The organism is Ottowia thiooxydans DSM 14619, from assembly GCF_000422885.1.
Lineage (GTDB): Bacteria > Pseudomonadota > Gammaproteobacteria > Burkholderiales > Burkholderiaceae_C > Ottowia > Ottowia thiooxydans.
The window spans coordinates 290,575-309,977 of record NZ_KE383943.1 but is presented as its reverse complement, the minus strand read 5'-3'; the positions used below and the strand labels follow the sequence as shown (position 1 = coordinate 309,977).

14 protein-coding genes and 1 pseudogene are annotated in these 19,403 nt (G+C 59.6%); 6 read left to right on the top strand and 9 right to left on the bottom strand.

Annotation, left to right across the window (positions count from 1 at the left end; translation table 11 throughout):
- Positions 1 to 70: 70 nt before the first annotated feature.
- Positions 71 to 298 (bottom strand): annotated as a pseudogene (locus G518_RS41220) (FAD-dependent oxidoreductase); the annotation flags it as partial.
- 34 nt (positions 299 to 332) lie between these two features.
- On the bottom strand, positions 333 to 5,753 hold the full coding sequence (locus G518_RS0130650; protein ID WP_028605726.1) for an FG-GAP repeat domain-containing protein: 5,421 nt from the start codon (positions 5,751 to 5,753) through the stop codon (positions 333 to 335).
- Between the two features lie 358 nt (positions 5,754 to 6,111).
- On the opposite strand from G518_RS0130650, the gene G518_RS40270 reads away from it, so the two are divergent.
- Positions 6,112 to 6,234: a helix-turn-helix domain-containing protein gene (locus tag G518_RS40270; RefSeq protein WP_156909623.1), complete on the top strand. Its 123-nt coding sequence runs from the start codon at positions 6,112 to 6,114 to the stop codon at positions 6,232 to 6,234.
- Between the two features lie 6 nt (positions 6,235 to 6,240).
- Here the strand turns inward: G518_RS40270 and G518_RS0130645 are convergent, their stop codons facing one another.
- From G518_RS0130645 to purN, 4 genes are all read right to left on the bottom strand, one after another.
- Positions 6,241 to 7,371, bottom strand: coding sequence for an NAD(P)/FAD-dependent oxidoreductase (locus tag G518_RS0130645; RefSeq protein ID WP_028605725.1), 1,131 nt, complete (start codon positions 7,369 to 7,371; stop codon positions 6,241 to 6,243).
- A gap of 88 nt (positions 7,372 to 7,459) precedes the next feature.
- Positions 7,460 to 8,680: a DesA family fatty acid desaturase gene (locus tag G518_RS0130640; protein ID WP_036596622.1), complete on the bottom strand. Its 1,221-nt coding sequence runs from the start codon at positions 8,678 to 8,680 to the stop codon at positions 7,460 to 7,462.
- Between the two features lie 248 nt (positions 8,681 to 8,928).
- On the bottom strand, positions 8,929 to 10,212 hold the full coding sequence (locus tag G518_RS0130635) for an RsmB/NOP family class I SAM-dependent RNA methyltransferase (protein WP_028605723.1): 1,284 nt from the start codon (positions 10,210 to 10,212) through the stop codon (positions 8,929 to 8,931).
- Between the two features lie 80 nt (positions 10,213 to 10,292).
- Entirely contained in the window at positions 10,293 to 10,874 is a 582-nt protein-coding gene (gene purN / locus G518_RS0130630; protein WP_028605722.1) for a phosphoribosylglycinamide formyltransferase, read from the bottom strand.
- 31 nt (positions 10,875 to 10,905) lie between these two features.
- On the opposite strand from purN, the gene G518_RS37760 reads away from it, so the two are divergent.
- The 3 genes from G518_RS37760 to G518_RS0130615 are packed head-to-tail and all read left to right on the top strand — an operon-like array spanning position 10,906 to position 13,968.
- The gene (locus G518_RS37760) at positions 10,906 to 11,604 is read left to right on the top strand and encodes a YceH family protein (RefSeq protein ID WP_051237581.1); all 699 of its coding nucleotides are present in this window, start codon (positions 10,906 to 10,908) and stop codon (positions 11,602 to 11,604) included.
- On the top strand, positions 11,604 to 12,812 hold the full coding sequence (locus G518_RS0130620) for an acyl-CoA dehydrogenase family protein (protein ID WP_028605721.1): 1,209 nt from the start codon (positions 11,604 to 11,606) through the stop codon (positions 12,810 to 12,812). Before G518_RS37760 ends, G518_RS0130620 begins: the two co-directional genes overlap by 1 nt.
- A 40-nt stretch (positions 12,813 to 12,852) precedes the next feature.
- The gene (locus tag G518_RS0130615; RefSeq protein ID WP_028605720.1) at positions 12,853 to 13,968 is read left to right on the top strand and encodes an acyl-CoA dehydrogenase family protein; all 1,116 of its coding nucleotides are present in this window, start codon (positions 12,853 to 12,855) and stop codon (positions 13,966 to 13,968) included.
- Positions 13,969 to 14,106: 138 nt separating this feature from the next.
- On the opposite strand, the gene G518_RS0130610 is transcribed toward G518_RS0130615, so the two are convergent.
- Positions 14,107 to 14,424 carry a hypothetical protein gene (locus tag G518_RS0130610; RefSeq protein WP_028605719.1) on the bottom strand — a complete coding sequence of 106 codons (318 nt, stop codon included), beginning with the start codon at positions 14,422 to 14,424 and terminating at the stop codon, positions 14,107 to 14,109.
- Positions 14,425 to 14,774: 350 nt separating this feature from the next.
- On the opposite strand from G518_RS0130610, the gene mdtD reads away from it, so the two are divergent.
- Positions 14,775 to 16,199: a multidrug transporter subunit MdtD gene (gene mdtD, locus G518_RS0130605; protein ID WP_028605718.1), complete on the top strand. Its 1,425-nt coding sequence runs from the start codon at positions 14,775 to 14,777 to the stop codon at positions 16,197 to 16,199.
- A 59-nt stretch (positions 16,200 to 16,258) separates the two neighbouring features.
- On the opposite strand, the gene metC is transcribed toward mdtD, so the two are convergent.
- Both metC and G518_RS0130595 read right to left on the bottom strand, forming a co-directional pair.
- On the bottom strand, positions 16,259 to 17,440 hold the full coding sequence (gene metC / locus G518_RS0130600) for a cystathionine beta-lyase (protein ID WP_051237580.1): 1,182 nt from the start codon (positions 17,438 to 17,440) through the stop codon (positions 16,259 to 16,261).
- Between the two features lie 334 nt (positions 17,441 to 17,774).
- A complete protein-coding gene (locus G518_RS0130595; RefSeq protein WP_028605716.1) occupies positions 17,775 to 18,365 on the bottom strand; it encodes a cysteine dioxygenase family protein in 591 nt (196 codons plus the stop codon).
- A 101-nt stretch (positions 18,366 to 18,466) separates the two neighbouring features.
- Here G518_RS0130595 and G518_RS0130590 point away from each other — a divergent pair, with 101 nt between their 5' ends.
- Positions 18,467 to 19,333: a LysR substrate-binding domain-containing protein gene (locus tag G518_RS0130590; RefSeq protein WP_028605715.1), complete on the top strand. Its 867-nt coding sequence runs from the start codon at positions 18,467 to 18,469 to the stop codon at positions 19,331 to 19,333.
- Positions 19,334 to 19,403: the final 70 nt, after the last annotated feature.

The window sequence follows — 19,403 nt, the reverse complement described above, 5'->3', positions numbered from 1 at the left end:
GGAAATCGCCGGCAGCAAATGGACCGCAGCGGTCCATTTTCGCTATTGGCGCTCCAAGTCCGACAGCCTCCTAGCGCATGCGCAACACCGAGACGGCGGCTGGATCGACACCCTGCTCCACCAGTTCCGGCGGGAGTTCACGCTCCTCAAGCAGCGCCGCAGCCAACTGACTCGCACCCGCAGCGCTTTGAATGCCGTACCCGCCCTGCGCGGCCAGTCAGAAAAACCCTGGGCAGACGTCGTCGAAACCAATGACGATCTCACCATCAGGCACGGAACTGCGAAGCCCGGCCCAGGTGCTGTCCAATTGGGTGCAGGTTACATTGAATTCATCAAGGCTTGGGCGTGGGCAGGAACACCGGCGTGCTGATGTAGAGTTGCCCGCTCACGTTGTTGCGCACGATGAAGGTAATGGGCACCGGCAGGCCGCCCAGGCCGGTACCTCCCGTCGGGCCGGTGTAGTGGTAGACCGAATCAAAGCCATCTGAGAACAGCAGTTGCGTGCAATCCGGGTGGCTGTCGAACAGGCAGGCTTCGGCCTCCTCGTCAGTGCCCTGGAAGCTGCGCTGAGCCACTTCCGCAGCGGCACCAGCGGCATCGACCACGCCCTGCAATGCGCCCTTCAACTCCTTCATGTCTTTCTTGATCTGGCTCGAACTCGTATAGGCGCTGCCCGGCGTGGCTTTCCAGGCCGCCTTGATCTTGTCGACCGCGTCGGAAGCGGCAGACAACAGATCCGGGCCGAGCAGCACCACCGTATTGAGATCGGTGTATTCCCACTCCAACCCCCTGGCCTCGATGAACGCCCAGGGCGATTCGAACACGTGCATAGACATCGACGCACCCGAGCCGACCGCGATCAATTCCTGTGCGCCCAGAAACTGCCGTGCATGGTTGGCCAGCGCCACTGCAGCCGCGCCATAAGCGGCTTGGCCGAGGATGTCCCTGGCGTACTTCTTGGCGCTGTCGAGCAGCGGCATGGCTTTGGAGAGCGCCTGGTCAATCGCCAGAGTGGTCAACGATTCCACCAGCGACGACTTCAGTAGCGGGAACGGGCGTGTTTCACGGCCGATACCCAGCCCTTCGCCAAAGTCGTTCATCAACGCATCCATCATGTCAGGAATGGCGTGAGAGACGATCAGCGTGTATTCGGGCGCCGCCTGCACGGTGCCGTACTCGCTGGGCACCAGGCCGCTGACCCGCCGCGCCTTGGTATCGAAGGCCGCACCGAGTAGGTCGATCTGCGTCAGCGGCGTGTTCCTTTCACGCAAACCGGCTGTGAGCGCCTTCAGCGGTGCGATGCTCTCGCGCAGCATTTGCTTATTGAGCGCATCCTGCGGCCCCGGCACCACGCCAGCGGCAGTCAAGTCAGCCAACGTGGGCAGGAACCCTCCCTCAATCACCATCGGCGAAGTCAGCCGCAGCGCGTCGCGGTCGAAGCTGCGCCACAGGTTGACCGCCTGCGTGAGCAGCGCCCGGGCGGTGGGCACGTCCTGCCCCTTAGCCTGCTCCATCAGGTCGTACACACCTTGCAGGGTTTGCATCAGCTGCACGTATTCGACCATCGGCGATGCTTCGCCGCCCGCCGCTGGCGGGCCGACGGCAAAGTTGATACTGGTGGTGCGCCCGCCGCCGCTGGCGGTCAAGCGGAAACTGCCGCGCGTAGAGTTGCCGAAGATGATCTGGTTGCCGCTGACGGTCGGCAACGGGCCAGCGCTCAGGGTGATCAGCTCGGTCACGCTGTAGTTGATCGGCGATGGAAGCGATTGAGCGCTGCCATCGGGGGCGGTCGCCTTCGCGGTGAAGGTAATCGGCAGATCGGCACTGCTGTAGTCACGGTTCAGGTGCAGCGAAAGGCCGGTGCCGCCAGAGACAGTGACCGCCACCGCGCCGGGTACGGCTTGCTCACCAGCCGCGGGAAGTTGCGAGAGGATGCGCCCCTGCTCCACGGTGCTGCTATAGACATGGTTCACAGTGCCCAGCGAGAAGGGAGTGGGCAGCAGGACACCTGCAGCCTCCAACCGGGAGCCGACTACGTTGGGCACCGGGCGCGGCTCGGGGCCTTTGGAGAAGGTCAGGTGGATGCCGGCGCCGACGGAAGCCTGGCCGCTGGCGGGCGTTTGGATCATCACTGTTCCGACCGGAACGTTGTCGCTGAACTGCTCGCTCAGGGTACCGGGCAACAACCTTACGGCGGCCAGTGAAGCGAAGGCGGCATTCCGGCTCTGGCCGACCACGTTCGGGACCGCCACCCGCGCGGCAGCACTGAAGTTGACGCTGAACATCTGATCCGCGTAAGCCCCTTGGCTGTCGGTGACGCGCACGGTGTACAGGTACTGCTCACTCGATGCATAGTTTTGGGTCATCGCGCCGGTGCTGGGGTTGATGACGGGCTGATAACGATTATCAGCACTGATGGGCTCATAGCTCACGATGCTCCAGGTCAGGGTGTCGCCCGCATCGGGATCGACTGCCGCCAGGTTGTAGCTGAAATTGGCGGGTGCCCCAGCCTGCCAGGCCATTGGCGGCACGGAGGTGATGCGTGGCTTACCGTTGGACGGCAGCAGGTTCAGGCGCACGGTGGCGGGCGCAGATGCCAGGGTGCCGGCACGGGCCTCGTATGTGAACGATGTGCGTTCGCGGTTGCGCAGATCGGCCCGCGTGGCCTGCTGAACCTGCTGGCCGAACACGTTGGGGCGGCCACCCATGCCGGGGGCGGGGCCAGCCACATTCACGTGGCCACTATCGGTCACCGCACCGGGCTGATCGACCCAGGAGCCATAGCGCTTGCGTACTGGCATCCATGGATCGTTGGCGCTCTTGAGCACCGCGAAGCCAAAGCCGTACGCACTTGGAAATACCAGCCGCGCCGCGCCATCACCGCGCTGATCGACAACCCGGACGTCCGACGTTGAATAGCCACAGGCGGTTTGGTTCAGACTACCACTCGGAGTAGGAATCTCCAATTCGTCGAGTAGTTCGCCCGTGTCCCCCCGCAGCGCGCGGATGTACTTGCTGACCCGGACGACCACCTCTGGCACACCGTCGCCATCCAGGTCATAGACGGCCGGACGGTTGGCGCAACCATAGGACCATTGAAGGGGATAGTTGGCGATAAAGCTCCTGGCCCACCGCACTCGTCCGAGTCCATCGAGCAAGGTTATCCGAGCTCCGCCCGCCAGTAGCACATCGGCAGCGCCATCTCCATCGACGTCGGCGATGCTCACGACGCAGCTGAATGAGCAGTGGCTCACCTCCGTCTCCCACAGCAGGCTGCCATCTGGACGTTGCGCCCGCACCAGGCTGTTGTTTTGATCAGCAATGACGATTTCGGCGCGGCCGTCGCCGTCAAGATCACCCACGCCGAACTGCTGGCTGCCGCGGCGCTGTGGCGTGCCGGTGATGGTGCCGTCAAAATGGCGCACCAGTGTGCCGTTGAAGGTGCCGTTTTCGCGCCACAGGGTGCCTTCGTACAGGATTTCGATGTGCCCGTCGCCATCAATATCAGACACGAACGGTGGTTCGAACATACCGTTGCTAGTTGTGCGATACCCGGGCCAACTGGCGGTGTAGTCGGGGGCGGGGGCATACCAGTTGCGCACAAGACTGCCGTCTCGCCCGTCCAGCCCGAATACGCGGCGGCAACGCTTGTGTGCGACTTCACCGCCGATATATTGGCAGGCCGTATTGGGGCTTGGATCCAACTCGGTGTGCGCGCCCATCACCAGCACCGGGCCACCGGCTTCTAGCCGACTCACCGTCAATGTGGTGTAGTTGAGCAGCGCGCTATCGCCTGGAGGCGTGCCATCGCCAATCTGATCAGAAAGCCAGCGCACTGTACCATCCACACCGTTCAGCGCGATCACCCGCTTGAACACCCCTGAATTAATGGTGGGGTGATCACGCCCGCAATCCACTGGGAACATCACCTCCGGTGTGCCGTTGTCATCGATGTCTGCGACAACAGGAACCGGTTTACCACCCAAGAAGAGTTGGCAATCCGAAGCAATTCCCGAGAAAGGCCACCCGGTTTCCCACATCTTTGATCCGTTCGCCCCGTTGTAGGCGATCGTTTGTCTTTGGAACGCCGAATCGGCGCGAACGATATCAGGCACGCCGTCACCATTCAGGTCAGCGACCACAACACTGTCGGCATGGAGGCCGCCAGTCGTCGGATCGCTCCAATCCAGCGCCATCTTGAAAGGCGGTGCAGGCGGCAGCGCAGCAGGCGCCTGATAAGTGAAGCTGCCGTCGGCGTTGAAGGCGTTGAGGGTGCCCTTGTCGGGATTGCTGATTCTGCCTGCTGTGAGCGTGCCGCCAGAGGGGGCAACATCATTGCTCAACACGCCTGTGGCGGGGAGGGTGAACGTCTGACCCAGACGCACGGTGTATTCGTCATTCAACGCCAGGGGCGGCGCGGACGGTAGTGTGCGCACGAAGAAGCGGGCCGTGCTGCTGGCGCCTTGCGGATCGCTGGCCCGCAGGACGAAGGCGGTTTCATCGGGTTGGCTATTGGCGCCCCAGCTCAGGGTGGTGCCGCTCAAGCTGGCACCGGGCGGGCCGCTCTGCAGCGTGAGAGTGACAGCGGCGCCCTCCGGGTCGCTGGCGCTGATGGCACGCTGGAACTGACTGCCCACGGGGATTTCTTCATCGACCTGATCGTCGATCGCGGGGGGTTGGTTGACCGGCGCGGTGACCGTGACGTTGAAGGTGGCCTGCGCGGTGCGCGTGCCATCCGTGGCGGCCACGGTGAAGGAGTGCACCGTGCCAGCCTGGCCCGGGGTGGGCGTCCAGCGCAGCATGGGCTCGGGCGCCAATTGCGCGCCGGCCGGGCCTTGTGTGATCTGGTAGTTCAGGCTGGCGGTGGGGTCGGTTGCATCAGCCGCCAGCCGCAGTGACCAAGGCTGGCCCGCCGGAATGCTGCGGTCGGGCAAGGGACCCAGTGTCAGGGCGGGTGCTGCAACCACTACATCGGCATCAATGCGGAAGTACGCCCGCGTGCCATCTTTTGTGAACCACAAAGCAGTGAGGTCTACGTTGACAGGTGCATCGCCCTTGGGCGCGGTCGCTCGCGGTTGCTGGCCAGCCCAATCTCCAGCCAAACCATCGAGCGCGATGGTGGCGGCCCAGACGACACCGGCCGACCCCGCGAGCACGAACCCCAGCATGAGCACCGAAGCCAGCCCGCGCCGGCGTACCATGCGCCCAGCCAGCCAAGCGATGGCGGCGGCCAGCAGCAGCAGCACGGGTGGTGTGATGGTGGGGATGGGAACGGTACCGATGCCGGAGCCCAGCGTGAGTTCCACCCCCAGGATGGCGTCGCTATCATCCCCACTGCGGGAAACGACGCCGGCGCGCACGTTGCCGCTGGTGCCTAGCAAGGCCAGGGGAGCATAAGTCTCGATGATAGCCACGCCATCGACACCAAGACCGAAGCCTACTGGCCAGCCGCCAACATCAACGGTCTGGGGCGCACTGAATGTACCGCTGGCGCAGGCGCTACGCGTCACTCCAGTGACGCTGGCACCCGTGGTGCTGGTGATGACCTGCGTGGAGAAGATCTGCTCGACGCCCTGAAAATTTCCTTTCGGCGTGGAGACCGTACACCCAGTGGCCGAATTGGCATCGGTGTCCAGCAAGATGTCGTAGCTGACCACTGCAGCCCATGCCCACGTGCATGATGCCATCCAGATCAGCGCACCTGCCAGCAGCGTGCTGAAGGGTTTGGCACGGTTCAGAAGTCGCATAAGCATAAGAGTCCCCACGGGCAACGAGCGCGAGCCGCTCCAAAACATGGTCATCGTTTTGCGAAGACGCCTCTTAGTCAATAAATGTATTTTTGAACACATTCTTGGAGACTTCGTTAACACACGCAACCCCCAATCGGCGCATTGCGGGATAGGCCGAAACTTGGTATAGGGATCTGGGCGAGCCCCTTGATGCGGCTCCAGCAACTGGTCTGAACACTCCTTAATTTGATATGCCGGACGAGTTGCACTCGGCATGGTGGAGGGCGATGACCGACTCATCGCATGGGTATGGTGGAGGGGCCTTCGTGGCTCCAAGCCAGTTGCGCAGTGCTAGAACTCGACCCACTGGCTAACGCCGGAAATTGCCCCTGAAACACTTTCTCGGGTGCTGCGCCACTTGCGTGAGCGTCAACTCATCAGCGGTTCGGGGCGTATATTGGATCTTTTGGACCTGAATGGGTTGCGCGCGCTGGCCGGTCTCTGATCATCTCTAGCGCATGCGCAAGACCGATACCGCAGCAGGATCGACACCCTGCTCCACCAGCTCCCGAGGCAGTTCACGTTCCTCAAGCAGCGCCGCAGCCAACTGGCTCGCACCCGCAGCGCTCTGAATGCCGTACCCGCCCTGCGCGGCTAGCCAGAAAAATCCAGGACAAACGTCATCGAAGCCAATCACCATCTCGCCATCAGCTACGAAACTGCGCAGCCCGGCCCAAGTGCTGGCGGGCCGGCGAATAGTGAGTGAGGTCGCCTCCTCAATGCTATAGATGCCTATTGCAATGTCCAGCTCCTCAGGCTGCACGTCATGTGGCGCTACTGGGTCAGCATTGCCTGGAGACCCCAGTATCTGTCCGGCATCGGGCTTGAGATACCAACCATCACTCACACTGATCACCGCAGGCCAGGTAGACGCATTGACACCTTCTGGTGGACTGAAGGTGAAAGCACTGCGCCGGCGAGGTTCTATATTGATGGGGGCGGCGCCAAACAAGCTCGCTACCTCATCGGCCCAGGCGCCAGCGGCGTTGACCACGCGAGCCGCTTGAACTGGCTCTCCAGTTTCAAACTGTATGGACCAGAGCCCTCTCTCGTACACAGCTCGCACTGGAGCCCTGCCGGTCTGCAAGATCACTCCCCCTGCCCGAGCACCGCGCAAAAACCCTTGATGAATGGCATCTACGTCCATGTCCTGGGCGTGAGGGTCGTACAAAGCGCTGGCCACAAGATCCGGGCGCAGTACCGGAACACGTTCCAGGATTTGCGCAGCATCTAGCGTTTGAAGATCGGGGCAAGCACCAATCAGCTCATCATGCAGCGCCGCCAGCGCGGCTTCCTGACCATGCATGGCCACATGCATCGCCCCACGAGGGTGCATCAGCTGCGCATCGGTAAACCCCAGCGGGGGGTGGAGAAAAAAGCTTCTGCTGGCGCGTGTCAATGCGCGCACTTGAGGCGGGCCATAACTCTCCATGAACAAAGCCGCAGACCGACCCGTGCTGTGATAGCCCGGCTGCGCTTCGCGCTCAAGCAGGAGCACGGACGATCCCCGTCCCGCCAATCGCCACGCAAGCGAAGCCCCCGCCATACCTGCGCCGATGATGACAATGTCAAAGCTATTCATCCTGAGATTCTGGCATGCCAATGCCGGAAAAAACAAAAGCCCGGCAAGCCGGGCTTTTGAGAACGTCAACGCTTTGCGAGGGCGTGAATCAGGCCACGCGAACTGCTCGCAGCTTCATGGAGAACTCACGCAACTCCGCAATACCGCTTTCCTCAGCGCGCTTGCACCAAGCTTGCAGATCACCCGTGAGCTGCTCGCGATTGCGACCAGTGTTCAACCAGATCTGGCGCAGTTCCTCGCGCATGGTGACCATTTTGTCCAGCACCGGCCAGGCGGCACGAGCTTGTGTGAGCTTCTCTGCAGCAGCTGCAGGCACTTTTTCTGCGTCGCGGTGCAGCCAGCGCGTGGCAGCCTTAACGATTTGGGCATCCACGGCACCGGCTTTCAGTGCGGCCACTTCTTTGGCAAGCTGATCGCGCATCTGGCGAGCGTACCCTGCCATCACTTCGTAGCGATGTGCAATAACGGCTTCCAGCGTTTTCTCATCAGCCACAGGACGCACTTCACCGTAAGCCAGGCGAGGTGCGGTTTTCTTGGCTTTAGCCAAACCTACACTGGAGAGCAAGGTGATATAGAGCCAGCCCACATCAAACTCATAAGGCTTGACCGAAAACTTGGCCGAAGTGGGATAGGTATGGTGATTGTTATGCAACTCTTCACCACCGATGATGATGCCCCAGGGGGTCAAATTGGTGCTGGCGTCTTGCGCCTCGAAGTTGCGATAACCCCAAAAGTGACCGATGCCGTTGACCACACCAGCGGCCCAGAACGGAATCCATGCCATCTGCATAGCCCACACCGCAGCGCCCAGAGCACCGAAGAGTGTCACGTTAATGATCATCATCAGGCTAATGCCCACCACCGAGTGCTTGAGGTAGACATTGCGTTCGAGCCAATCGTCTGGCGTCCCATGACCATACCGGTTCAGGGTATCTTGGTTCTTGGACTCAGCCCGGTAGAGTTCCGCACCTTCCCACATGACTTTCTTCAGGCCGTAAATCTGCGGACTGTGGGGATCCTCCTCCTGCTCGCACTTTGCGTGGTGCTTGCGGTGAATCGCTGTCCACGCCTTGGTGGTCATGCCTGTGGTCATCCACAGCCAGAAGCGGAAGAAATGTTGGACTGCAGGATGCAGATCCAGTGAGCGGTGCGCAGAATGCCTGTGCAAATAGATGGTCACGCTGGCAATGGTGATGTGCGTGAACAGCAGCCCAACCAGCAGCACTTGCCACCAGGAAAAATCAAGTACGCCGTTAGCCAGCACGTCCAGAGCGCCATTCACCAACGGAGAGTCGAAAAGAAGCGTCATAAAAAAAGGGGGTCTTTACAAAACGATTCTCGCCGCCAGCGAGGATCAAGGTACGCCACCGGCGCGGGCTGACATAAAAATCTGCATTCCCGCGTTTGGAGCAATGCCTGCCAGAAAAGTTCTATTTTATAAGTTTATCTCTCGGGAATAAACCTATTCCATGACCAGAAGAAGACTTTGCTCCCGCATTTACATCAGATTTGCAGCATTTGATGAGAAAAATCAATGAAAAGCACGAACGTACGCAATTAATGACGAGTCCAGGCGGCCGCAAAAAAACCATCCGTGCCATGCCGGTGGGGCCACAAGCGAAGGTATTGGCCATCTGAGGAGCAAAGGTTTTCGGCCTGAGAAACTCGCAAGCCGTTCAGGACTTCAGCCACGCCCAGCGGCGAGAAGCCTCTGTTGGCCGCGCCAAACGACAGCGCCAAAGCTTCGTTCTCTTCCTCAAGAAGGCTGCAAGTGGCATAAATCAGCCTGCCACCAGGCTTGAGAAGGCGCGCCGCCGCCGAAAGGATGACGAGTTGACGCTGCTGCAGCGCTTGCACCTCAGCCAGGGACGTGCGCCACTTCAGGTCCGGGCTTCGACGAAGCGTGCCAAGGCCCGAGCACGGCGCATCCACCAGTACGCGGTCCATCTTGCCAGCCAGGCGAGCAAGACGCTCATCTCGCTCATGGGCAATGGCGCTGGGATAAACAATATCCAGCCCGCTCTTGGCCAGACGCGGCTGAAGCGCCTGCAGCCGATGGGCCGAAGTGTCGAAGGCATATAGCCTTCCGGTATTTCGCATAGCGACACCAATGGCGAGGGTTTTGCCCCCGGCACCGGCGCAAAAATCTGCGACCATCTCGCCACGGCGCGCATCGAGCAGCAGCGCCAGCAGTTGAGAGCCTTCGTCCTGGACTTCAATAGCGCCTCGCTGGTATGCATCCAGCTTGGCAAGCGAAGGCTTACCTTGCAAACGCAAGCCCCAGGGCGAATAGGCGGTGGGCATGCATTCAATGGCCTGGTCCGCCAGCTCCGCTATGACCTGAGGGCGCTTTTCCTTCAGGACGTTGACGCGCAAGTCAAGCGGCGCGGTCGTCAGTAAAGCATCGGCCAGAGGCAGGAACTCTTCACCCACCTGAGCTTGCAAACGCTCCACCAGCCAATCAGGCAGATTGTGGCGGCACTCCGCGGGCCACTCAGACAGAGGCGCTTTTGCAGCCTGTACGGCGCGCACTAACCAATCGGGCTCATCGCCCTCCAGAAGGGAGGCCCACCGACTGGCATCCTCCGGCTCTTGCAGCGCAAGGGCCAGAAGCGCCAGACGCCGCTCGCGCGGTCCCTTGCCGCTGTTTGCCAAGTGATCAAACCAGCGCTTGCGGCGCAGCACGGCATAAGCGGCGTCAGCCACCACCGCTCGCTCGCGCGGACCAAGGGTGCGCTGCTCACGAAAGAAACGCTGCACCACGGCGTCGAACGGGTGCGCGAACGTCAGCGCCAGCCGCAATAGCTCGGTGGTAGAGGAAAGGAGAACCTTGGGAGACATTCGTCAATAACTCTTTAATGCATGGATCGCATTCAAAATACGTCCATTTGTGAATACTTTTTAATTCTTTTAAAAAGTATTTATAAGGTTTGCAGCAAATCAGCCACCGCGCGCGGGTAAATCAAATGCTCCTGACTCAATACTCGAGCCGCCAGCGTATCAGCGGTATCGCCGGTTAGCACAGGCACTGCAGCCTGCGCCAAGATAGGCCCGTGATCGAGTTCCGCCGTGACCAGATGCACGCTGACGCCCGCCACGCGGCAGCCTGCATCTATAGCGCGCTGGTGCGTGTGCAGCCCTGGGAAGGCCGGCAGCAGCGAAGGATGAATGTTGACGATGCGTCCCGCATACTGAGCTACGAACGCCGGAGTAAGAATGCGCATGAAACCGGCCAACACCAGCAATGCAGGGTCATAAGCATCAATTGTGGCACGCAGAGCCGCATCGAACGCTTCTCGCCCCTCATAGGCTTTGTGATCAACTACTGCTGTTGCAATGCCTGAGTCGCTGGCCATTCGAAGGCCCATGGCGTCTGGCCGGTTGCTGATCACAGCCGCCACACGAACGCCCAGGCGCTCAGACCAGCGCTCGTGTTCAGCAGCACGCACGATGGCAGCCATGTTGGAGCCTGTGCCAGATATCAGAATGACGATGTTTTTCATGGAGTCTTTGCCGGGCGATTATGCTTGTCGAATGAGCCTTCGCCATCTGACCCCCATAGAAGCGCGCGTGCTGGCCACTTTGATGGAAAAAGCGCGCACCGTCCCGGACACCTATCCACTGTCGCTAAACGGTGTGGTGACGGGCTGCAATCAGAAAACCAGCCGCGAGCCGGTGATGAATGTCAGCGAGGGTGAAGCCCAGGAGGCGCTGGATGACCTGCGCACGCTCGGCCTGGTACGTGAAGCCAGCGGCGGGCGGGTGGCACGCCATGAACACAACTTCCAGCGCGGCGTGGGAGTGCCCGAGCAATCTGCCGTGTTGCTGGGGCTGCTGATGCTGCGGGGGCCGCAAACGGCGGGAGAATTGCGCATCAACTCCGACCGCTGGTATCGATTTGCCGATATCTCCTCAGTGGAGGGCTTTCTCGACGAGTTGCGAGAACGCTCGGAGGAAAAAGGCGGGCCGCTTGTAGTGAGGCTGCCCCGCGCACCCGGCACGCGCGAGGATCGCTGGGCGCATCTTCTTTGCGGGCCCGTCAACGAAGAAGTGCCTGGCTATGCAAGAGTAAGCGCTGGCGTAGCAGCCAGTGGCATGAATGAACGAGTTTCAGCCTTGGAAGCAGAGGTTTCTGCGCTCAAGACCATGGTGGCAGGCCTGTATGCAGAACTTGGCTTGACGCCCCCATCACCGACTCATGCTACAAACGAAGACCACACGGAGACAAACTGATGGATCTCGCATTTACCCCTGAAGAACAACGATTTCGCGAAGAAATTCGCGCCTGGGTCAAAGAGGCCCTGCCGAAAGAGATTTCGGACAAGGTGCACAACGCCCTGCGTCTAACTCGCGATGACCTGCAGCGATGGGCCAAGATTCTTGGCAAAAAAGGCTGGCTCGGCTATGGCTGGCCTGCGCAGTTCGGTGGTCCGGGCTGGAACGCCGTTCAAAAACACCTGTTCGAGGAAGAACTGGCCATGGCCGGTGCACCGCGCATCGTGCCGTTTGGCCCGGTGATGGTGGCGCCCGTCATCATGGCTTTCGGCAACAAAGCCCAGCAGGAACGTTTCCTGCCCGGTATCGCCAGCGGCGAGGTGTGGTGGAGCCAGGGTTACAGCGAGCCAGGCTCTGGCTCTGACCTGGCTTCCGTGCGCACCAAGGCCGAACGCCAAGGTGACAAATACATCGTGAACGGGCAAAAGACCTGGACAACCCTCGGCCAATACGGCGAATGGATGTTCAATCTGGTGCGCACCAGCACTGAAGGCAAGCCGCAAACAGGTATTTCCTTCCTGCTGATTGACATGAAATCTCCCGGCGTCAGCGTGCGGCCGATCAAGCTGCTCGATGGCGAATGCGAGGTGAACGACGTGTTTTTTGACAACGTCGAGGTGCCAGTGGAAAACCTGATTGGCGAGGAAAACAAGGGCTGGACCTACGCCAAGCACTTGCTCAGCCATGAACGCACCAATATTGCAGATGTGAACCGCGCCAAGCGTGAATTGGAGCGTTTGAAGCACATCGCGCAAGCCGAAGGCGTGTACGAAGACCAGTGCTTTAGAGATCAGATCGCGCTGCTCGAAGTCGACGTGGTTGCGCTGGAGATGCTGGTGCTGCGGGTACTGTCAGCTGAAAAGTCAGGCAAAAATTCACTTGATATCGCTGGCTTGCTCAAAATTAAGGGCAGCGAGATCCAGCAGCGCTACACGGAACTGATGATGCTTGCCGCAGGCCCCTACAGCCTGCCCTTCATCTTTGAAGCCATGGAAGCTGGTTGGCAAGGAGACCAATCCGCCGCCGCTGGCCTGCAGGGCTTTCCCGGCGGCGACGTGGCCAATGCGCCTCTGGCACCAAACTACTTCAACTACCGCAAGACCACCATCTACGGTGGATCCAACGAAGTGCAACGCAACATCGTTGCGCAAACGGTTCTCGGCTGAAGCCGCTTGACATACTGAAACAGATCAAAGGCAGAGAAACATGGACTTCGATTTCTCCGACGACCAACAAGCCCTTCGAGACGCCGTTGCTAAATGGGTCGAGAAAAGCTACGACTTCGAACAACGCGGCAAGGTTGTAAAGGCAGGCGGTTTCGACCGCAAGGTGTACACCGAGCTGGCCGAACTAGGCCTCGCCGGCATCTACGTCAGCGAAGAGCACGGTGGCCTGGGCATGGGCCCTGTAGAGGCCATGGTGGTGATGGAAGAGCTGGGGCGCGGCATAGTTTGCGAGCCACTGGCTCAGGCGTTTGTCGCCAGTGCCGTTATCCAGGCTTATGGCCCTGCTGACTTGAAGGAGCAATGGCTACCTCGGATTGCCAGTGGTGAGGCGCTGGTAGTGCTTGCCCATCAGGAGCGCAAGGCGCGCTACCGGCTCGATGTTTGCGAAGCCCACGCCAGTAAAACTGGCTCAGGTTACGCCATCACCGGCCTGAAAAATATCGTACCAGTGGGGGATCACGCGGATGCCTTCCTGGTGCCCGCGGTGCTGGACGGAAAGCTCGCTCTTTTCCTGGTGGAGCGCACAGCCCAGGGCGTGAACACGCGCGGCTACCCGGCTCAAGATGAGGCACGCGCAGCCGACGTGAAACTGGACAATGCGCCAGCTCAACTCATCACTACCGACGGTTTGGTGGCGCTCGCGCATGCGGTCGATGTGGGCATCGCCAGCGTTTGTGCTGAAGGCGTGGGCGCCATGGAGAAAACGCTCGCGCTTACCGTTGACTACATGAACCAGCGCAAGCAGTTCGGCGTCACGATTGCCAGCTTCCAGGCTCTGCGTCATCGAGTAGCTGATATGAAAATGCAGCTCGAGTTAGCCCGAAGCATGAGCTATTACGCCAGCCTGAAGCTGGGCGCGGCTGCTACCGAACGGAGGCAAGCACTCTCACGCGCAAAAGTACAGTTGGGACAATCCATGCGATTTGTCAGCCAGCAGTCGGTACAGTTGCATGGCGGCATCGGCGTGACCGACGAATACATCGGCAGCCATTATTTCAAGAAACTCACACAACTTGAAATGACCTACGGCGACACGATGCATCACTTGGGCGAAGTGTCGACACGCATGGTCGCTACGGCAGGCGTGTTTGCCTGATCAGGCCAAAAGCTAGGCCATAACGCAAAAACGAGATGCATGAGCATCTCGTTTTTGTTTGCGCGACCTACCTCTGGTCGCTAGGAGGAGCCCGGCTACAAGCGCCTGGACAACCTCCTAAAAGAACGCTCCAGGAGCTCAGCTCATTTCGCCGCTTTTCACGCGGAAGCCATGGGCAATCGCTTCGCGGGTGTTCTCACGCACTTCTGAACGGGTAAGTGCGCTGGCAGGAGCAGCCTTGCGGGCAACGCCTGTGTAAGCTACAGCTGTGTAGCCATCAGTGGCTGGTGGGTTGGCAATGGCTTCCTGACGAACAGCCTCACGTGTCAGTGTGCTGGTGCTCACCCCTTCATTCAAAAACAGCGGCCCTTCACCCGAAGCTGGCTGTGCTGCGAAAGCGTTGCCAGCGAAAACGGCGGTCAGCAAAGTGGCGATGGCGATATTTTTGATTTGCATGATTCTTTCCTTTGAGTTCAATCTTCGTTTAGCGAGGTCGCCGATCTGGCGACCTACTCTTCGCTGAGTCCGATTCAATTTTCCGGTCTCACCGCGGAGAGGGCTTTCACCTGGAAGGCTTGTGGCCGGCTCCGTAAGACGTAGTTTGCGCTCAGAGAGGGGTGTTTAAAACCCCCAGCTTGGAACAAGACTTTTTCCATTTAGGAAACAAAATATCGGGAACTTAAAAAGTTCCGGAAGCGCACAGTGAAAGACAGCGAAAGCGTAAAAGCTGTCGTTCAGGCTCACAAGCTGCAAACAACGCGCAAGCCCTGGCTATCATCAACAGCTGCCCTCTTTGCGGCCTGCTCATGCCCATCTCTGCCCCAACCCATTCCCCCCGCGTCCTGCTTTGGCTGGTCGCCATAGGGTTTTTTATGCAGACGCTGGATGGAACCATCGTCAACACGGCCTTGCCCAGCATGGCGCGGAATCTGGGCGAAAGCCCCCTGCGCATGCAAATGGTGGTAGTGGCTTACGCCCTGACCATGGCGGCGCTGATTCCGGCCTCCGGTTGGCTGTCCGATCGGTTTGGCACGCAGCGGGTCTTTTTTGGCGCCATCGTGCTTTTCACTCTCGGTTCAGCGGCGTGTGCGGCGTCGACACAACTGGATCAATTGGTGGCGGCCCGCGTATTACAAGGCGCGGGTGGTGCCATGCTGTTGCCCGTAGGGCGATTAACCGTTCTACGCGCCATTCCCCGGGAAAAATTTCTGGATGCCATGAGCTTCGTCGCCATCCCCGGATTGATCGGCCCCTTGATCGGGCCCACACTGGGTGGCTGGATTGTTGAAACGCTTTCCTGGCACTGGATATTTCTCATCAATCTTCCGGTCGGCATCATTGGCGCACTGGCTACTCTGCGCTGGATGCCCAATCTGCGCGGCAGCGATCTGCAACGGTTTGACCTCTCGGGCTACCTCCTGCTGACCGGCTCCATGCTGGCTATTTCAATTTCGATGGATGGCCTGTCCAGCCTGGGTTTACGCCAAGTCACTGTGCTGGTGCTCCTGCTGGGAGGTCTCGCCGCGTTGGCCGCCTACTGGTTACATGCACTCAAGCACCCAGCGCCGCTGTTTTCGCCGCGTCTGTTTGAAATGCAGAGCTTTCGCGTTGGGTTGCTGGGTAACTTGTTCGCGCGCATCGGCTCCAGTGCCATGCCCTACCTGATTCCACTCACCATGCAACTGAGTATGGGCTACAGCCCGGCACAAGCCGGGATGTTGATGCTGCCAGTGGCGATGGCGAGCATGGTCATGAAGCGCTCCACCACTCGCATCATCAAACGATTCGGCTATCGGAAGGTGTTAGCCGGAAACACCCTGTTGCTGGGAGCGCTCATGGCCAGCTTCGCACTGATGTCGCCCGAACAGCCGCTGTGGCTACGCGTGCTGCAAATGGCGTGCTTCGGAGCCGTCAATTCGATGCAGTTCACAGCCATGAACACCGTGACCTTGAAAGACCTGGATGCCGCGCGCGCCAGCAGTGGAAACGGCATGCTTTCCATGGTGCAAATGCTCTCCATGAGTCTGGGCGTGACCGTAGCTGCTGCACTGCTGGCACTGTTTCAAGGTTGGTTCGGCACCCCTGACCCGCGCGAAGCACTGAACGCGTTTCGCGCCACTTTCGCCTGCATCGGCCTCATCACTGCATGGACCGCCTGGATCTTCTGGCAACTGAGCGATGAAACCGGTAAGCCGGCAACACCTGCGCACGACGCAGGCGAGCCAAGCTAGGGCGTGTTCACACTAAAAACCACGCGGGCTGAGATCAACACGATCAGAGTGAAGCCCGCTTAGGTTTGGATGGCTGCGAAACCCGCTTCGAGATCTGCAATGAGTTCTGCAGGATCTTCCAGGCCGATATGCAGACGAATCACAGGCCCACGCATGCTCCAGTCCGTCACCGTGCGCGCCTTGTTCATGTTAGAGATAGCGACCAGGCTTTCGTAGCCTCCCCAGGAAGCACCGATTCCGAAAAGCTTCAAACCATCTATGAGTCGATCAACGGCGGCGCTATCTGTTCCTCGATTCAGCTCAAAGGAAATCAGCCCATTGGTTCCTGAACAATCTCGCTTCCAAAGATCGTGCCCTGGATGCTCCGGCAGCGCCGGGCAAAATACAGTGGCCACTTCGGGCCTGGCCTGCAACCAGTGTGCGATCTGCAGGGCGTGGCGTTCGTGCATCTGAAGCCGGGCAGCCATAGTTCGCACGCCTCTCATCACGAGCCAAGCGTCGTCCGGACTCACAGTCATGCCGAAAGCGTCGCAGCAATCAGCCAGCGCAGCCCAGGCATCCTGTGTGGTGGCTACGCTGCCCATCATCACATCAGAATGACCTGACAAATACTTGGTGGCGGCCATGATGGAGATGTCCGCGCCGAGCGAGAGTGGCTGATACTGCACGCCAGATCCCCATGTGTTGTCTGCGGCGACCAATGCACCACGTGCGTGAGCGTAAGCGGCCAGAGCCGGCAAGTCACACATTTCGTAAACCAGCGACCCAGGACATTCCACATAGACCAGCCGGGTGTTCTCCTGCCATTTCTCTTGCAGATCTTTGCCATCTGCCGCGAAGAAAGTACAGGCAATCCCATAGCGCTTGAGAAAGCCCTGCGCCAACGCGCGAGCCGGCTCGTACACGCTGTCGGCCATTAGAAAATGATCCCCCGGTTTCAGATAGGACAGTAGTGCCATCCCGATAGCCGCCAGTCCGGTAGGGAACAACCGCGTGCGCCACGCGCCTTCCAGTTCGCTGATGACATCTTCCAGCGCAAAAGTCGTGGGCGTGCCGCGCGCGCCATAGCTGAAAATCCTCTCACTGCCGCGACGCGAGCGCATATCGCGTTGCTCGGCGGCACTGGAAAAGAGTACGGTGCTGGCTCTCACCAGCGGCGGATTGACTGCAGTTCCGCCTGAAAAGGCAGCGGATTTTCCCGCGTGTAGCAAACGAGTTTGCAACGATGAAGATTTCGCCATAAAAACCAACTCCCGCTTTAAAAGAAGGCTCGCGTCGACCCTCGGCCGTGCGATGCCTCGATTAGCGGCAAGCGAAAAGCCTGACGCTCCAAATCATCTAGTTGAGCGACCAAACACGTTTCCCAAGCGAGATCATGTTCCCTCACATCGAGCAACGCTATCTCTTCCCCGTCATGCAGCCACGATTTCAAAGTGCAAGGGCTTAGAAAAGATGTCATGAAATGGCAATCACGGTCGATTTGAGGGCAGTAGTGCAGACGATGAACAACGGGCGGACTAGTGAGCCAAGGCTAAAGGAAAGGTCGGTTGACGGCGTTTTGGGCCGAGCACGCTCCTAGCGACGGGTCTGGACCCCGATTCCCATGGTTTGATATGTGCCGGCCGCCAGGTCATAGCCAGTCCGCGAATTGAGCGTCTCCAACGCCCGCCCATACATGTGCAAGTGGCGAATGACCTGATCGCCCACGATCTCTACCGAATGGATGTCCTCCGGCATCAACGCGATCCCGACGCCAGGAGCGACCACGACCAAAGCGGTTTCCTTCAAAGTGCCTACCCCCGCAACGCTACGGTCGTCGGTTCGGTCGTAGACGCGATTGACCTCAGTCCCATCGACTGCCGCAATACAGGCCCAGGTCGTGTGATTGTGCGGAACGATTTTCTTGCCTGGCCGCATCACGTTGAGGTAGAGAGCAAAGCTCTTGTCAGCGTCCTCGGCGATCAGGTAGCGAGCTTGATGTTCGCCTTCCTCGGGTGCGGGAAACGTTTCTTCGTCCCAAAGCGCTTTCTCGGAAGCCAGATTCTCCAGCGCAGTCAGCACCGGCACCAGATTTTCGCGTGTGGCATCTCGCCCTTCCACTGCACGCTTCATCTCGGAAATCGAGGCAACTACTGCCTGGTGGCGTTGTTCTGACAAAGTGGGCACGATCCATTACTCCTTATTGACGAAATCCTCACTGAATATATTCGCGCCATCCCACACAAGCAATTTAGATATCCAGAAAAATACTTCAATACAATTAATGGATGTCTACCTTTGACCTTGAACTGCTTCGCTCGCTCGTTGCAATCGTTGCGCACGGCAGCTTTGCCGCCGCCGCCGTCCAGCTAGGGCGCACGCAGTCTGCCATCACGCAGCAAATGCAAAGGCTCGAGGAACAAATTGGGCATCCTCTTTTCCTGAAGCATGGGCGCCAGAAACGCCTCACACAGCAGGGCGAGCGCTTACTGACATACGCACGCCACATGCTCGCGGTCAACGACGAGGCGATGCAGAGTTTGCGGCGCGGAAATGTGGAGGGCGTGCTGCGAATCGGCGCTCCTCACGATATGGCTGACACCATGCTGCCACCGCTGTTGGCCGAGGTTTCACGCAATTTGCCGAATCTTCAGCTTGAGATCCAGATAGGCCGCAGCCCGTTCCTCATGGAGGCGCTCAAGCGCAGCGAGCTCGACATGACCATCAGCAACCGGACTGAATCCGAGTTTGAAGGCATCGTGCTACGCAATACGCCAACGGTATGGCTATGTGGCACGTCTTACATACACGACGCCGCCAAGCCAATCCCCCTGATTGAGGCCGACGGCCCCAGCATCTTTCGGAAAATGGGACAAGACGCGCTCGACGCTGCGGGAGTGGCATGGACTCCAAGATCCAACTCCACCAGCTTGGTAGGCATACGTGCAGCTTTGCGCGCAGGGCTCGGGGTCACATGCCGTGGTGTCGAGCAACTGGACTCGACCCTTCGCGTTCTGGGAACAGCGGATGGCCTGCCCCCTCTGCCGGACCTGATTTATCGGCTGTACGTTCGCAGCAACGTGGTGAGCCCCCTCACTCGACACGCGTTCGAGCACCTGCGCGGTTGGCTGCATCCCACTGCGGGGCGTTTCTAGTTTCTAGCAAGGCAAGAGCATAAGCGCCCTCCTCCAGGAGGTGCTGACCGCTGTGCGGCGCGGACAACCC

Bases quoted from the DNA above. Each gene is read 5' to 3' on its own strand.
- G518_RS37760 (WP_051237581.1), top strand. From the start codon at position 10,906: ATGAGCCTTCGCCATCTGACCCCCATAGAAGCGCGCGTGCTGGCCACT.
- G518_RS0130610 (WP_028605719.1), bottom strand. From the start codon at position 14,424: ATGCAAATCAAAAATATCGCCATCGCCACTTTGCTGACCGCCGTTTTC.
- G518_RS0130590 (WP_028605715.1), top strand. From the start codon at position 18,467: ATGTCTACCTTTGACCTTGAACTGCTTCGCTCGCTCGTTGCAATCGTT.
- purN (WP_028605722.1), bottom strand. From the start codon at position 10,874: ATGAAAAACATCGTCATTCTGATATCTGGCACAGGCTCCAACATGGCT.
- G518_RS0130650 (WP_028605726.1), bottom strand. From the start codon at position 5,753: ATGCTTATGCGACTTCTGAACCGTGCCAAACCCTTCAGCACGCTGCTG.
- G518_RS0130635 (WP_028605723.1), bottom strand. From the start codon at position 10,212: ATGTCTCCCAAGGTTCTCCTTTCCTCTACCACCGAGCTATTGCGGCTG.
- mdtD (WP_028605718.1), top strand. From the start codon at position 14,775: ATGCCCATCTCTGCCCCAACCCATTCCCCCCGCGTCCTGCTTTGGCTG.
- metC (WP_051237580.1), bottom strand. From the start codon at position 17,440: ATGGCGAAATCTTCATCGTTGCAAACTCGTTTGCTACACGCGGGAAAA.
- G518_RS0130615 (WP_028605720.1), top strand. From the start codon at position 12,853: ATGGACTTCGATTTCTCCGACGACCAACAAGCCCTTCGAGACGCCGTT.
- G518_RS0130620 (WP_028605721.1), top strand. From the start codon at position 11,604: ATGGATCTCGCATTTACCCCTGAAGAACAACGATTTCGCGAAGAAATT.
- G518_RS0130640 (WP_036596622.1), bottom strand. From the start codon at position 8,680: ATGACGCTTCTTTTCGACTCTCCGTTGGTGAATGGCGCTCTGGACGTG.
- G518_RS0130645 (WP_028605725.1), bottom strand. From the start codon at position 7,371: ATGAATAGCTTTGACATTGTCATCATCGGCGCAGGTATGGCGGGGGCT.